At 35.9% G+C, this 14,459-nt stretch carries 13 protein-coding genes; 6 read left to right on the forward strand and 7 right to left on the reverse strand.

Annotated elements, in window-relative coordinates; translation table 11 throughout:
- Positions 1–12 precede the first annotated feature (12 nt).
- The 5 genes from Q5N69_RS05190 to Q5N69_RS05210 all read left to right on the forward strand — a co-directional run bounded on the left by Q5N69_RS05190 (position 13) and on the right by Q5N69_RS05210 (position 5,071).
- A complete protein-coding gene (locus tag Q5N69_RS05190; RefSeq protein ID WP_304367799.1) occupies positions 13–957 on the forward strand; it encodes an ABC transporter ATP-binding protein in 945 nt (314 codons plus the stop codon).
- 1 nt (position 958) lies between these two features.
- Positions 959–1,732 (forward strand): ABC transporter permease, encoded by a 774-nt coding sequence (locus Q5N69_RS05195; RefSeq protein WP_304367800.1) that lies wholly within the window; start codon positions 959–961, stop codon positions 1,730–1,732.
- Positions 1,732–2,430 carry a tRNA (guanosine(46)-N(7))-methyltransferase TrmB gene (locus tag Q5N69_RS05200; protein ID WP_304367801.1) on the forward strand — a complete coding sequence of 233 codons (699 nt, stop codon included), beginning with the start codon at positions 1,732–1,734 and terminating at the stop codon, positions 2,428–2,430. The genes Q5N69_RS05195 and Q5N69_RS05200 overlap by 1 nt, the downstream gene beginning before the upstream one ends.
- A gap of 411 nt (positions 2,431–2,841) precedes the next feature.
- Positions 2,842–4,473 (forward strand): pyridoxal-dependent aspartate 1-decarboxylase PanP, encoded by a 1,632-nt coding sequence (gene panP / locus Q5N69_RS05205; RefSeq protein WP_304367802.1) that lies wholly within the window; start codon positions 2,842–2,844, stop codon positions 4,471–4,473.
- 448 nt (positions 4,474–4,921) lie between these two features.
- The gene (locus Q5N69_RS05210) at positions 4,922–5,071 is read left to right on the forward strand and encodes a hypothetical protein (RefSeq protein ID WP_304367803.1); all 150 of its coding nucleotides are present in this window, start codon (positions 4,922–4,924) and stop codon (positions 5,069–5,071) included.
- A gap of 362 nt (positions 5,072–5,433) precedes the next feature.
- On the opposite strand, the gene panC is transcribed toward Q5N69_RS05210, so the two are convergent.
- The 7 genes from panC to sfsA form a co-directional block, all read right to left on the reverse strand.
- Positions 5,434–6,291, reverse strand: coding sequence for a pantoate--beta-alanine ligase (gene panC, locus Q5N69_RS05215; protein ID WP_304367804.1), 858 nt, complete (start codon positions 6,289–6,291; stop codon positions 5,434–5,436).
- A 10-nt stretch (positions 6,292–6,301) separates the two neighbouring features.
- A complete protein-coding gene (gene panB / locus Q5N69_RS05220; RefSeq protein ID WP_304367805.1) occupies positions 6,302–7,096 on the reverse strand; it encodes a 3-methyl-2-oxobutanoate hydroxymethyltransferase in 795 nt (264 codons plus the stop codon).
- Between the two features lie 42 nt (positions 7,097–7,138).
- Entirely contained in the window at positions 7,139–7,630 is a 492-nt protein-coding gene (gene folK, locus Q5N69_RS05225; protein WP_304367806.1) for a 2-amino-4-hydroxy-6-hydroxymethyldihydropteridine diphosphokinase, read from the reverse strand.
- Entirely contained in the window at positions 7,631–9,052 is a 1,422-nt protein-coding gene (gene pcnB / locus Q5N69_RS05230) for a polynucleotide adenylyltransferase PcnB (RefSeq protein ID WP_304367930.1), read from the reverse strand.
- Between the two features lie 127 nt (positions 9,053–9,179).
- Positions 9,180–10,076 carry a tRNA glutamyl-Q(34) synthetase GluQRS gene (gene gluQRS / locus Q5N69_RS05235; protein ID WP_304367807.1) on the reverse strand — a complete coding sequence of 299 codons (897 nt, stop codon included), beginning with the start codon at positions 10,074–10,076 and terminating at the stop codon, positions 9,180–9,182.
- Positions 10,077–10,121: 45 nt separating this feature from the next.
- Positions 10,122–10,568 (reverse strand): RNA polymerase-binding protein DksA, encoded by a 447-nt coding sequence (dksA, locus tag Q5N69_RS05240; protein ID WP_304367808.1) that lies wholly within the window; start codon positions 10,566–10,568, stop codon positions 10,122–10,124.
- 313 nt (positions 10,569–10,881) lie between these two features.
- Positions 10,882–11,565, reverse strand: coding sequence for a DNA/RNA nuclease SfsA (gene sfsA, locus Q5N69_RS05245; protein WP_304367809.1), 684 nt, complete (start codon positions 11,563–11,565; stop codon positions 10,882–10,884).
- Positions 11,566–11,744: 179 nt separating this feature from the next.
- Between sfsA and hrpB the strand changes: the two genes are divergently transcribed.
- Positions 11,745–14,402: an ATP-dependent helicase HrpB gene (gene hrpB, locus Q5N69_RS05250; protein WP_304367810.1), complete on the forward strand. Its 2,658-nt coding sequence runs from the start codon at positions 11,745–11,747 to the stop codon at positions 14,400–14,402.
- The last annotated feature ends 57 nt before the right edge of the window (positions 14,403–14,459 follow it).

Genomic DNA, 14,459 nt, shown 5'->3' on the forward strand with positions numbered 1-14,459 from the left:
CAGGATTTTATTATGCGTAAAGCGTTAGAAATATCTAACTTAAAGAAAATTTATAAAGGTGGCTTTGAGGCTCTCAAAGGCATTGATTTAACAGTAAACGAAGGTGACTTCTTTGCATTGCTTGGTCCAAATGGCGCAGGTAAATCTACATCTATTGGTATCATTACCTCATTAGTTAATAAAACTTCAGGATCAGTGAGTGTATTTGGTAAAAACATTGATACCGAACTTGAAGCGGCAAAATCTTATATTGGATTAGTACCACAAGAATTTAATTTTAATCAGTTTGAATCATTAATGAGAATATTGGTGAATCAAGCGGGTTATTACGGTGTAGATCGTAAAACAGCTCATGAACGTGCTGAAAAGTATTTAAAGAAGCTCGATTTATGGGATAAACGAGATAACGCTTCACGTATGCTTTCTGGTGGTATGAAAAGACGTTTGATGATAGCGCGTGCATTGATGCATGAACCTAAAATTTTGATTTTAGATGAACCTACTGCTGGTGTAGATATAGAACTGCGTCGTTCTATGTGGGAATTTCTTAAAGAACTGAATCAGCAAGGTATTACTATTATCTTAACGACTCACTATTTAGAAGAAGCTGAAATGTTGTGTCGTAATATCGCAATTATTGATCAAGGTATCATTGTAAAAAATACCGATATGAAATCGTTATTATCTTCGTTGAATGTTGAAACCTTTATTTTAGATTTAGATAGTAAAGACTTAGCTGATCATTCATCAATAGAGCTAACAGGTTTTACTAGCCGGCTAGTAGGTGAATGTACATTAGAAGTAGATATTGATAAATCACAAACTATGAATCAAATATTTACTCAATTAACTGATTTAGGCATTAATGTGAAAAGTATGCGTAATAAGAGTAACCGTTTAGAAGAGCTTTTTGTCAATATGATTAATCAATCTCACGAAGCAGCGGAGGAGAAATAAAATGAGTTCTTCAGTTAACGCTATAGCACTAAAAAGTATTTTGCATAAAGAAGTACACCGTTTTATGCGTATTTGGATACAAACCCTTGTACCACCAGCAATCACGATTAGTTTGTATTTTGTGATTTTTGGCGAGTTGATTGGCTCTAGAATCGGACAGATGGGCGGCTATGATTACATGTCATTTATCGTACCTGGCTTGATCATGATGAGTGTTATTACTAACTCATACTCAAATGTTGCGTCATCTTTTTATAGTGCTAAATGGCAACATAATATTGAAGAAATGCTTGTTGCACCTGTACCTAATTGGGTGATTGTTGCTGGCTATGTTGGCGGTGGAATGGCTCGTGGTATTTTAGTAGGCTTGATTGTTACCTTGGTATCCTTGTTTTTTGTAGATATTCAAATTCATAATATTTGGGTGATTATCGCGACAGTCTGTTTAACTTCAGCAACCTTTTCTTTAGGTGGTTTAATTAATGCGATATTTGCTTCTAGCTTTGATGATATTTCTATTATTCCAACCTTTATATTAACGCCGTTAACGTATCTAGGTGGTGTATTTTATTCTATCAGTTTGCTACCTGAATTTTGGCAAGGTGTTTCACAAGCAAACCCAATTGTTTATATGGTAAATGCTTTCAGATACGGGTTTTTAGGTGTTACTGATGTAAGTTTAACTATCGCTTTTTCTGTTTTAGGCGTATTTATCGTGACCTTATACACGTTGGCTATGGTGTTGATCACTAAAGGTGTAGGACTGCGTACTTAATGACTGAGCAAATAAATAAAGTAGGTGACTCTAAAGCAATTGTAACCAATCAAGATGGTATACATGAAAAGCTTGAAGAGATTGTTTTAAAGCATATAAAACATCCATTTAAAAAGCCTTATCAACAGCATACACAAGATGCTTTTGCTGAAATCGATAAAGTGGTGCAAGCTTTTGATGGCGAGATCATCTTAGATTCTTGCTGTGGTGTTGGGCAAAGTACACGGTTACTTGCGAAACGAAACCCAAATGCTTTAGTAATAGGCGTAGATAAGTCGGCTAATCGCATTAATCGTAATGTTGATGAATTAGTGGATGAAGATAGCTGCCAAAAAGTTGATAACTTTTACTTAATTCGAGCTGATTTAAATGATTTTTATCGTTTGGTTTTAGCGGCTCAGTGGCCTGTTACTTTACATTACGTCTTATATCCTAACCCTTGGCCTAAATCTAAGCATGTGCAGCGACGTTGGCATGGTAGCGCAGTATTTCCTGATATGTTGAAAATAGGTCATACCATGATTTTGCGCAGTAATTGGCGCTTATATCTTGAAGAATTTAACTTTGCGGTGTCTTTGCTTAATTTGACCGGCGAGTTTTCAAAAGTGAACGATGCGGAGCCATTAACGCCGTTTGAAGCTAAATATCTTGCTAGTCAGCAAGAATGTTTTCAATTAACGATTCAAATTAATTCTTAAGACAAATAAAAGCTAAGTGGGCGACCTTAATTGCTCACTTTACTTTTTTTTGTGGAATGTGAAAAACTCCAATTATTAGTGTAATTGACCTCTTATTTTTAGAATTACGAACTTTATTTTTATTTTATTTAATAATATCAATAATTTAATTTTGGTCTAAATATTGAAACCTATTTGTATATAAAAAATAAAAATAGGAATTCAATGATGAACCGTAAAATAAAAAATAAAGTTTTGGCATTTTCTTTGGTAGGTATTTTAGTTTTAGAACTTAGCTTTATCTATATATCTCGGGCTTTAGCGTAATCATTACTTATAAAAGAAGAGACTTTTCAGCTAATTTTTATTAAAGTGCCGCAATAATAAAAATAACCCACCTATTTTATCGATAGGTTGTTGTAAGTGATAAGTATGAAAACTAACAAGCGCAAAGCTAAAGCGACTCCAGAAGCTTTACATAGAATTTTTACCATTCCAGAAGCGCCTAATTCAACCTTAGGTTCTATTGAAAAAGAGATGTCGCAAAACCTTGCGGGATTTCTTGGTAATCATATCGCTGCGACTAATAAAGCATTAACAGATATAGAAAAAGACTTTGCAACTTCTGCTATACCAGAAGATCCGAGTTTTGTGTCTGATCACATGCGCCATTTATTAGACAAGCTTGTTTCACAATCTGTTCATACCTCAAGTCCTAGCTTTATCGGGCATATGACGTCAGCATTACCTTACTTCATCTTACCTTTGTCTAAATTGATGGTTGGGTTAAATCAAAACCTTGTAAAAGTTGAAACCTCTAAAGCATTTACGCCACTTGAGCGCCAAGTGCTGGGTATGATGCACAGGCTTGTTTATCAAGACAATGAAGCTTTTTACGATCAATGGATGCACAGCCCTAATCATTCTCTAGGTGCGTTTTGTTCAGGTGGTACAGTCGCAAACATTACGGCTTTATGGGTTGCTCGCAATAACTTATTAAAACCTGACGGTGATTTTAAAGGTATTGCTAAAGCAGGTTTGTTTAATGCGTTAATGCATTACGGCTATAAAGGTTTAGCTATACTCGTTTCTGAGCGCGGACATTACTCACTTAAAAAGTCTGCTGACATTTTAGGTATTGGTGAAGAAAGTGTAATTAAAATTCCGACCGACGAGTTTAATAAAATTGATTGCAACAAGCTGCGTGAAAAGTGCCAAGAGCTTGCTGAAAAAAATATTAAAGTACTCAGTATTGTTGGTGTTGCAGGAACAACGGAAACAGGTAATGTTGACCCATTAAATGACATGGCTGATATAGCTGAAGAATTTAGCTGTAACCTTCATGTAGATGCTGCATGGGGCGGGGCAACGTTACTATCAAACAAGCACCGTTCTATCCTTAAAGGTATTGAACGAGCTGATTCCGTTACTATAGATGCTCACAAGCAAATGTATATTCCGATGGGAGCTGGTTTAGTTGTTTTCAAAAATCCAGGTGCTGTTTCTTCAATTGAACATCATGCTGAATATATTTTACGTAAAGGTTCAAAAGATTTAGGTAGTCATACCCTTGAAGGGTCTCGTCCTGGTATGGCAATGTTGGTTTATGCAAGTTTGCATGTTATTAGCCGACAAGGTTATGAAATGCTGATCAATCAGAGTATTGATAAAGCTAATTACTTTGCCGACAGCATTGATATGCATGACGATTTTGAATTGATCACTCGACCTGAACTTTGTTTGTTAACCTATCGTTACGTGCCTAAAGTTGTACAGCAATACCTAGCTACAGCAACAGTTGAGCAACAAGACAAAATTAATAACTTATTACATAAACTCACTAAGTTTATTCAAAAGCGCCAACGTGAAAATGGTAAGTCTTTCGTTTCTAGAACACGTATTGAAGTATCACGCTATCAAGGTAACAAAATTTTAGTGTTTAGAGTGGTTTTAGCTAATCCACTAACATCAGAAGATATTCTACAATCTATTCTTGCTGAACAATGTGTTTTAGCTAACGAGAGTAAAGACTTTTTACCTGAGTTACTGCGTATTTGTAGTTAGTTGGCTGGCATATTTACAATCAAATTATCCATTAATCTGACTTTGTTCTCTTGGCTACGACTATAAGTTGTAGCCAGATGCCTCTAGCAAATAAATCCATTTGTTTTATTCACATACTTCTACTCGTTAAATCAAAATTATTTTATTTTTGATCATTTAATATTACATGAGTTCTTTATCACTGGTTTCGTCATGAAATCAGTAAAAGGACGCATTTTAAAAATAGGTTTTAAAATTTTATTTTAGATATATCAAGGGTTTGTTTTTGTATTTTGAATGTATTTATCGAATTTTATTAATTTATCTTATAGTGAGTTATTCATTAATCCTCTTTCGTAAATCTTTCGTTGTGGTTTCAGATGTGTTTCAAGTAGGTTTTTATTGTTGATTTATGTAACCACCTCTGTAATACTACATCCATGGTTACATTAACTTTAGGTGGTGATTTATGGAACAGTTCAATAACAACGTTGTATCGCAATCGGTAACAAAAGATCAAATGAATTATTCAATGATAGAAGAGCAACTTCTTGAAGCTAATAAGAAGATTGAAGAATTAGAGTCTGCATTAGAATGGTCATCTCGCGCATACGAATAAAGTTTCGGGGAAATACCAATTCCAATAATTTATAGATACTTTCTACAAATTTATGAGCGGACTATTTGACTGGTTATTTTATTTATATAAAAGACAGATCGTATTTTATCTGGAATGGTAAAACATAAAAGCTGAACGTTAGAGATAACGTTCAGCTTTTTTATTTCAAAAGTGTTTTAAGGGTAGATGAAAAGGGTGCTTATACCAATTTGATTAATGAAGTGATCTACTTTTTTATGAGGAAAAATGGATAATTACAAGGCATAAAATTTAGTAAGTAGTTATTCTACTTATAAATTTTATAACGCCGTCATTATTAATTTTAACCGTTAAAAATGAGCAGTTAATTAATCAACTTGGTATTAATATATAGCAGGTAAGGTAAACCTTAAATTATCGATTAAACGAGCTTTACCACAATATGCAGCAGCTAAAATAACAATATCGGTATCGTCTTCACTGGCTGGCTGTAAGGTTTTAGCATTACAAACATGAATATAGTCAGTTTTCAAACCAGCATTGTTTATATAAAGTGCAGCTGTTTTTGCTAAACCAATAAAATCGTTACCATTCTTTAATTCTTTAGCTAACCATTGGATATTTTGACTTAAAGCGGGTGCTATTTTTAATTCTTCTTCTGTTAAATAACCATTTCTAGAGCTTAGTGCTAAACCTGAATCTTCTCTGATCGTTTCAACAGGAATAATTTTAATCGGCATAGATAAGTCTTCAACCATAGTCTCAATTACTTGAACCTGTTGATAGTCTTTCAAACCAAAACAAGCAATGTCTGGTTGTACTAAGTTAAACAGCTTACATACAATAGTTGAAACGCCTCTGAAATGCCCTGGGCGACTTTCACCGCAATAACCTTCAGAAACTGTAGGTACTTCAACGAAAGTCTGTTTATCTAGCCCTTTAGGGTAAATAATTTCAGGTGTAGGAGTGAATAATAAATCAGTTCCTTCTGCAGCAAGTTTTTGTTGGTCGGCTTCCATGGTTCTAGGGTAGTTATCAACATCTTCATTTGCACCAAATTGCATTGGGTTAATGAAGATACTCGCAACAATTTTATCTGCATGTTTGTGAGCTTCTGTTACCAATGAAATATGGCCAGCATGAAGGTTTCCCATAGTAGGAACAAAACCAACTTTTAAACCTTGTTGACGCCATTCACTAACTATTTGGCGTAAATCATTTATGTTATCAACAGTTTTCATCTAAATTCCGTTATTCAAATATGTGTTCTTGGCCAGGAAAGTTACCTAGCGATACTTCTTTAATATAAAGCTCAATGGCTTTTTTGATGTCGCCAGTGTCTACTAAAAAATTACGTGAAAACTTAGGCATGTAGTTACACGCAATACCTAAGGCATCGTGCATTACTAATATTTGGCCGTCAGTATCTTTACCTGCGCCAATACCTATTGTAGGAATTGAAACCGCTTCAGTAATGGCTTTTCCTAAAGTTGCAGGAATACATTCTAATACTAAAAGTTGAGCCCCAGCGGCTTCTAATTGTTTAGCATGTTCGATCATTTCTAATGCTTTGTCTTGATTACGGCCTTGTACTTTAAAACCGCCAAATACATTAACTGATTGAGGTGTTAAACCTAAGTGAGCACAAACAGGAATTCCACGCTCAACAAGCTTTTGAATAGTTTCAACTAACCAGCTTCCACCTTCCATTTTTACCATGCTAGCACCTGCTTGCATAAGCTTGGTAGCATTAACGAAGGCTTGCTCAGTTGTGGCGTAACTCATAAATGGCATATCAGCAATTACTAAACTAGTTTCAACACCGTTGCGTACTGATTTTGTATGATAAGCCATATCATCAATACTTACAGGTAAGGTATCGTTTTCGCCTTGCAGCACCATGCCAAGTGAGTCGCCAATTAAAATAGCGTGAATACCTGCTTGGTCAAACAATTTGGCAAAACTTGCATCATATGCAGTAATTGTTGATATTTTTTCGCCTTGTTGTTTCATTTTGATCAGGGTTGAAGTTGTGATCTTTGCCATAACGATTTCCGGTGCTGTGTTATTTAAATAGGGGGGATTATGTTAGCTTAATTTACTATGAAATTTTAGCCCATTAGAAGGGATATTCTTACTCAGATTTTCTATGCTATCGCCATCAGGAAGACAGAGCTCTGGTGCTATTTCATTAAGAGGAATAAGAACAAATTCTCTTTCTTTTAATCCGTAATGTGGCACGACTAATCGCTCTGAATTGATCACATTATTATCGTATAAAAGTATATCAAGGTCTAATACACGTGGTCCCCAACGATTGTCCTTTCTTACTCTGCCTGCTTGGTTTTCAATTTTTTGTAAGGCATCTAATAGAGCAATGGCTGAAAGCGAGGTATCTAATCGAGCAACGGCATTCATATAGTCGGGCTGGTCTTGAGGCCCCATAGGACGACTATAATAAAGAGCGGAAATGCTGAACATCACCGTTCCTTCTATCGTTTTAAGCGCACCAACGGCGTTTCTAATTTGTTGCTCAGGATCTTCTAAATTACTGCCTAAGCCGATATATGCCGTGACCATTTATTCGCTTTCTGTTGTATTCGCTGGAGTTTTAGCTCTTGGCTTACGCTTTTTTCGAGGTGAACGTTTAGTTGTTGAGCGGCTATAAACAACGCTTTTGATCATCTGCTCTCTAGTTTCAGGAGGAGTAACTTGGAAGTCTGTCCACCATTTAGCAAGTTCAGCTAATTCTGGTGAGTTTACGCCTTCTATTTCAGAACGTAACAATAGGAAGTCGTAACCTGCTCTAAATTTAGGGTGTTCAAACGCTTTGTAAGCTCTTTTGCCTTCACGACGAGATAACTTGTCTTGTAGTATTAGAATATCTTTCATAACGCCTTGGAAGCGTTTAGGAATACCTATGCTACGTTGTTGTTCTGACATGATTTCACTCATTGCTGAGAAAAACGCATCTTGAGGCGTTAAGTGAGCTGATTCATTTAAAGCTTTTATTTGTTCTTGTAACGGATACCAAAGCATAGCTGCAAATAGAAATGCTGGTGTTACGCGTTGTTCGTTATTAATTCTTTCATCAGTATTTTGTAGCGCTTTCGTAATAAAAGGCAATAAATAAGCTTCAGATTCTCGGTTTAGTACTTGATCAACTAACGGGAAGAAATGTTTAAATAAACCGTATTCGCGCAGCATGTTGAAGTTAGCTTCCGCTTTACCAGACATGAATAATTTTAAAAATTCTTCAAACATTCTTGCTGGTGGAATATTTTCAAGCAACGAACCTAGCTCTTTAATAGGTGCTTTGGTTTCAGAGCTAATTTCCATATCAAGTTTTGTAGCAAAGCGTATAGCTCTTAACATACGCACTGGATCTTCTCGGTAACGAGTTTCAGGGTCACCAATTAGTCTTATTTGTTTCGCGTTTATATCAGCTATGCCATTTGCAAAATCATGAACGGTAAAGTCTTTCGCTGAATAGTACAGAGCGTTAATGGTAAAATCTCTGCGCTCTGCATCTTCATCTATCGAACCATAAATATTATCGCGCAGTAACATGCCTTCGTCACTTTGCTTTGATACTTTAGAGGCACTATCGTCTTTAGTGGAATCATGATGTCCTCTAAAAGTTGCGACTTCGATAATTTCACGACCAAATACAATATGAGCTAGTCTGAACCTACGGCCAATTAAACGACAGTTTCTGAATAAACCTTTAATTTCTTCAGGTGTAGCATTGGTTACAATATCGAAATCTTTAGGAATAACACCTAATAAAATGTCGCGTACACCACCACCAACAAGATATGCATCGTAACCACCGCTGTTCAATCGATATAAAACTTTTAAGGCACTGGTACTCATCAGCTTGCGTGATACCGGATGCTGATCTCTGGTTAGAACTATAGGTCCTGTTGATGCAGGAGCTTTAGATTTTCTAGAAGTACTTTTTTTAAGTACTCGTTTACATAAATTGATAACGCTTTTGATAGTGCGGACCTTAGAAAGTGGATAAAGGAAATAATTAAATTTGGATTCTTTGTTATAGAGCTAATGATATAACACAGTGATTAAAAATAGAATGAAAACAGTACATTTTCCAACAATCGATTCGTTATTATATAACTATTTCTTTCTTCTTTGTTATTTTACTTATCGACCAGTGTGCAATAGCCCATTTTAATATGTTTTCTACTGATTCAGCTAGTAGTTCTTCAGGCGGATTTTGACCTAAGTAATGTAAAGCAGCAATAAGTGCTGGTTGAGGGTTTTTATTATTAATTGCTGGAGCTTTATTTTGTTTACTTAGCTTGTAACCTTCATTCGTAATAGCAAGCGGTATATGGCTATAACTAGGCGGTTCTACATTTAATGTATTGAAAAAACTTAATTGTCGTAATGTTGGCTCTAATAAATCACAACCTCTTACAACATGGGTAATGTTTTGAAAGATATCGTCAACCACTACAGCTAGTTGATAGGCAAATAAACCATCTTTTCTGACTAATATAAAGTCTTCAGCGGCAGAAGCTTTATCACCAGTATATGACCCTTGAATGATGTCATTAAATTCGAATGTACCAACATTATTAATTAAACGAATGGCATTATTCTCTTTAGATAGAGTTAAAGTGCTGCAAGTGGAAGGATATATACCACCTAATTTTTTTATTTGCGCACGAGTGCATTGGCAATGATAGGTAAGCTGATTATTAGCTAGTTCTCGTAGAGTTTCTTCATATAATTGTGATTGTTGACTTTGGTATAAAACCGATTCATCCCAGTGCAATCCATAGGCTTCTAGTGTGTTTAATATTTCAGTACTGGCGCCTGCTAATTCTCGAGGTGGATCTATGTCTTCAACACGAACAAGCCAAGTGCCGTTATGATGTTTAGCGTCTAAATAGCTAGCAAGTGCTGTAACTAAAGAGCCAAAATGAAGTAAACCAGAAGGGGAAGGTGCAAAACGACCACGATATGAGAATGGTGGTCGTTTATTATCAAGATCTACCATAAGTAAACCAAACTACTATAGGAAACTAAAGTAATTAAACAGGAATTAACCTGCCATTTGGCGTTCTTTGATTTCTTGAAGGGTTTTACATTCAATACATAAATCTGCAGTTGGACGCGCTTCTAAACGGCGAATACCAATTTCAATACCACAAGATTTACAGAAGCCGAAATCATCTTCTTCAATTAATTGTAATGTTTTTTCAATTTTCTTAATAAGTTTACGTTCACGATCACGTGTACGTAGTTCTAAACTGAACTCTTCTTCTTGAGCTGCGCGATCTACAGGGTCAGGAAAATTTGCAGCTTCGTCTTGCATGTGAGTAACAGTACGATCAACTTCTTGACGAAGTTGTGAGCGCCAAGCATCTAATATTAATCTAAAATGCTTAAGTTGAGGCTCGCCCATATATTCTTCGTCAGGCTTTTCTTGGTATGGTTGTACGCCTGCTAATGCCAGAAGTCCTAATGCTTTATTTGCTGTGTTTGGCATGCCTTTATCTCCTAAATACGACTTAACTTTTATTGCGGTAAGTCGATAAATACACTTACTACAACTTAAATTATAGTTACGGCCTATGTTCTAGGCATTAAATATCACAACTATATGGTGTTTCACTTGTTGAAAAACAAGCTTTTTTATACAAAAAATAAATTTAACTAAATTAATCAATTGGTTACGATGTAAATTTATAAAAACACAGTTTGTAGCTAATTTTTAACATGACCTTTTAGCAGTCTTTCAACGCCCGAGTCAATCTTTTTCACGTTTTATAGCATAATAACAGGCTTAATATGAAAGCCTGTTATTCGCCGAGCTTATAAAAATCTAATAACGGCACATGATATTCAATAATCTTTACGCCACTATTTTTAGCTTGGTTGAATAATTGCGTATATTTATTGTCTATATGCTCTGCAGGTAATACAGATTTTATACCTGAGTGCATAATGGCAAAGATAAGAACTGCTCCATCTTTATTTGCCACTACATTCATTAATTCGGATAAATGCTTTTGTCCACGCACGGTTGTTGTGTCGGGAAAATAGCCTTGGCCGTTTTCTAGAAGCGTTGCGCTTTTTATTTCAACATAATGATCTGGTTTGTTAGCATAACTTAACAAGATATCAATTTTACTATTTTCTATTCCGTATTTAACTTCGCGTTTTAATTCAGTAAAGCCTGTTAGTGCTTCAATTTCGTCATTCTCTATCGCAGCTTGTATAAATATATTAGCTTGGTGAGTATTAACACAGATTAGATCGCCGTTGGCTTTCTCTGTTAACTCCCAGCTGAACGGATACTTTCTTTTTTTATTATCTGAGGTGCTATACCAAACTGTATCACCAGGGCTACCACAACCACTCATTGCTCCTGTATTGGCCACATGTATTGTAGTTTCTTCTCCATTTTCTAAAATCACATCAGCAAGAAAGCGTTTATAACGTTTAATAAGTGTGGCTTTACGTAATGATATTTTTTGCGTCATAGTTTCAATAGTATTTTAAAAATTGAGTGGAATACTACATTAAGTTCAAGCCAAATAGTTAAATACAACAAAAAAAACCTTACATGCGTGTAATTTTTAGTTAATGGTTTTAATCACTCGCTGCGAACTTTTGTTACTTGTGTTATAACGCCTGTAACTTTGTTTTCATTATATTTCTCATGACTCAACACTTTCCGATAGATGCAATTAAAGATGAATTTCTTTCTGCTTTAAAACAACATAATACGTTGATATTAATGGCTCCTCCTGGTGCAGGTAAATCAACACGCTTGCCTTTGTGGTTGTTGTCGTTAGCGCAGTACAAAGATAAAAAAATATATCTATTACAACCTCGCCGTGTCGCGGCTAAAAATATTGCTTGCTATTTAAGTGAGCAAATAGGTGAGCCTGTTGGCCAATCTATTGGTTACCGATTAAAAAATGATGCTAAGGTTTCAAGCAATACACGTTTAGAAGTGATCACTGAAGGTATTTTAACGCAAATCATTCAGAATGATCCTGAGCTTAGCGGTTGTGGATTAGTTATTTTAGATGAATTTCATGAACGTTCTTTGCATGGTGATTTAGCTTATGCGTTAGCAAGAGATGTTCAGCAAGCGCTAAGAGATGATTTACAACTTGTTATTATGTCGGCAACTTTGGCGGTAAAATCGTTAACTGAAAAGTTACCTGATGCGGTAACACTAGCAAGTGAAGGGCGCAGTTTTCCTGTTGATATCGAATACTCTCCTGTTTTAAATACTCAACGACTTCAACAAGGTTATTCATCGGCAAAGCAATGGCGAGAACATGCGTTAAAAGTTATTGCACAACAAGCTGTGGAACATGATGGATCTATTCTCGTATTTTTACCTGGTGTGGCTGACATTAAATACTTGTGTCAAAATTTAGCTGATAAATTAGTAAACGCTTCTATTCAACTGTGTCCTTTATATGGTGAACTTTCTATAGCTGAACAACAAAAAGCGATAGCACCTTTAACTAATGGTGAACGTAAACTTGTACTTGCCACTAATATTGCAGAAACCAGTTTAACGATTGAAGGCGTGACCTTAGTTATTGATTGTGGTTTTGAAAAAACCGCCATTTATGATCCCAAAAGCTTAACCAATAAATTACAACAGCATACCATTTCTAAAGCTTCGGCTATTCAAAGGGCAGGGCGTGCTGGTCGATTAAGCGCTGGTAAATGCTTACGTTTATATAGCCAAGAAGACTTTAGCCGACGTGACGAAAATAGTAAAAGTGAAATTCAACAAGCTGATTTACTACCTTTTGTGATTGAAGCTGCACGTTGGGGCGTTACTCAATTATCTGATTTACCTTTGATTGAGTTACCCTCACAAGTAAAAGAACAACAAGCTTGGCAGGAGTTGCAGTCACTCAATATTGTAACCCAGCAAAACCAATTAACATCACATGGTAAAGCGGTTTCTAAAGTATCTTGCCATCCTCGTTATGCCCATATGATTATTATGGCAAAGACTTTAGAAGATAAATATAAAGAGAAGGGCTTATTGTCTTTAGCGTGCTTAATCGCGGCAATGTTAGAAGAACGAGATGTTTTTTCTCGCGATCAAGGGCGTTTTAATTGTAATTTAGTGCATAGAGTTGATGCTTTACTGAATGGAGAAATTCGCGGACATCTTGCTCATCAAGTATTTAAACAAGCGGATCAATTAGCTAAAAAGTTCAATAGCAGTGTTAAACATCATAGCAAATTACCTGTGCATTATAGCGGTGTATTACTCGCTTTAGCTTACCCAGAGCGTATTGCTAAATATCGTTATGACTCTAACGTCCAATCAACAAGTAAAACCAGCCAACAAACGGGCGAATATGTAACAACCGCAGGCAAAGGCATCACGGTAAACCTGGAAGATGCTTTATTAGGTGAAACCTATATTGTTGCCGCACAAGTAAGCGAAGTGCAAATACCAACACCGCAAACTAGAGGCTTACCTAATATGATGGTACAGCTTGCTGCTCCTGTAGATATTGAACAGCTTATTGAGTGGGGGATTGTTCAATCCACTGACGAAATCATTACCACTTATAATGCCAAAGTTGATCGAATTACTGCGCAGAAGCTAACAAAAGTAAATGCCTTGGTGATTGATGAAAGAGCATCACCAGAACAACTGAGTAATGATTTGGTTGCACAGTTGTGGTCGAAAGAATTACTCAAACAAGGTTTAAGTCTTCTTACATTAAAAGATCAAGACAAAGCGTTATTATTAAGATGGCGCTGGTTAACTTTATACAACAAAAGCTTAGATTTACCGTGTGTAGACGAAGCCAGTTTATTGACAAGCAGTGATACTTGGTTTAAGCCTTTTGTAGGTGATATAAAAAGTAAAAAGCAGTTAAATAAGTGTGATTTCTCTGAGATGTTTTTATCACTGTTAAGTTATCAGCAACAACAAACCTTAGTAAAAGCAGCTCCTGAATACTTTATCGGTCCTACTAAAAGACGATGTGCTATTCGTTATACAGATGAACGTTTACCTATAGTGTCGCTGCCTATGCAAGAGCTTTATGGCTTAACAACCACACCGTGTGTAGGAACAGTTGGGCATAATGAAAACGGAAATAATGAGGCGAGTGATAAAGGCGCTATTCCTTTAGTACTTGAAATTTTATCTCCAGCCAAAAGACCTATTCAAGTGACGCAAGACTTAGCTGCATTCTGGCAGGGCAGTTATAAAGCGGTGCAAAAGGATATGAAATCTCAATACCCACGCCATTACTGGCCTGATGACCCAGTGAATGCTAAGGCAACGCGTCAAACTAAATGTCATTTGATGAAAGATTAATTTGAGCTAACATCAAGTTTGCTTGATGTTAGCTAAATCTATTTAACCTCAACTTGG

The organism is Pseudocolwellia sp. AS88, from assembly GCF_030551755.1.
Lineage (GTDB): Bacteria > Pseudomonadota > Gammaproteobacteria > Enterobacterales > Alteromonadaceae > Pseudocolwellia.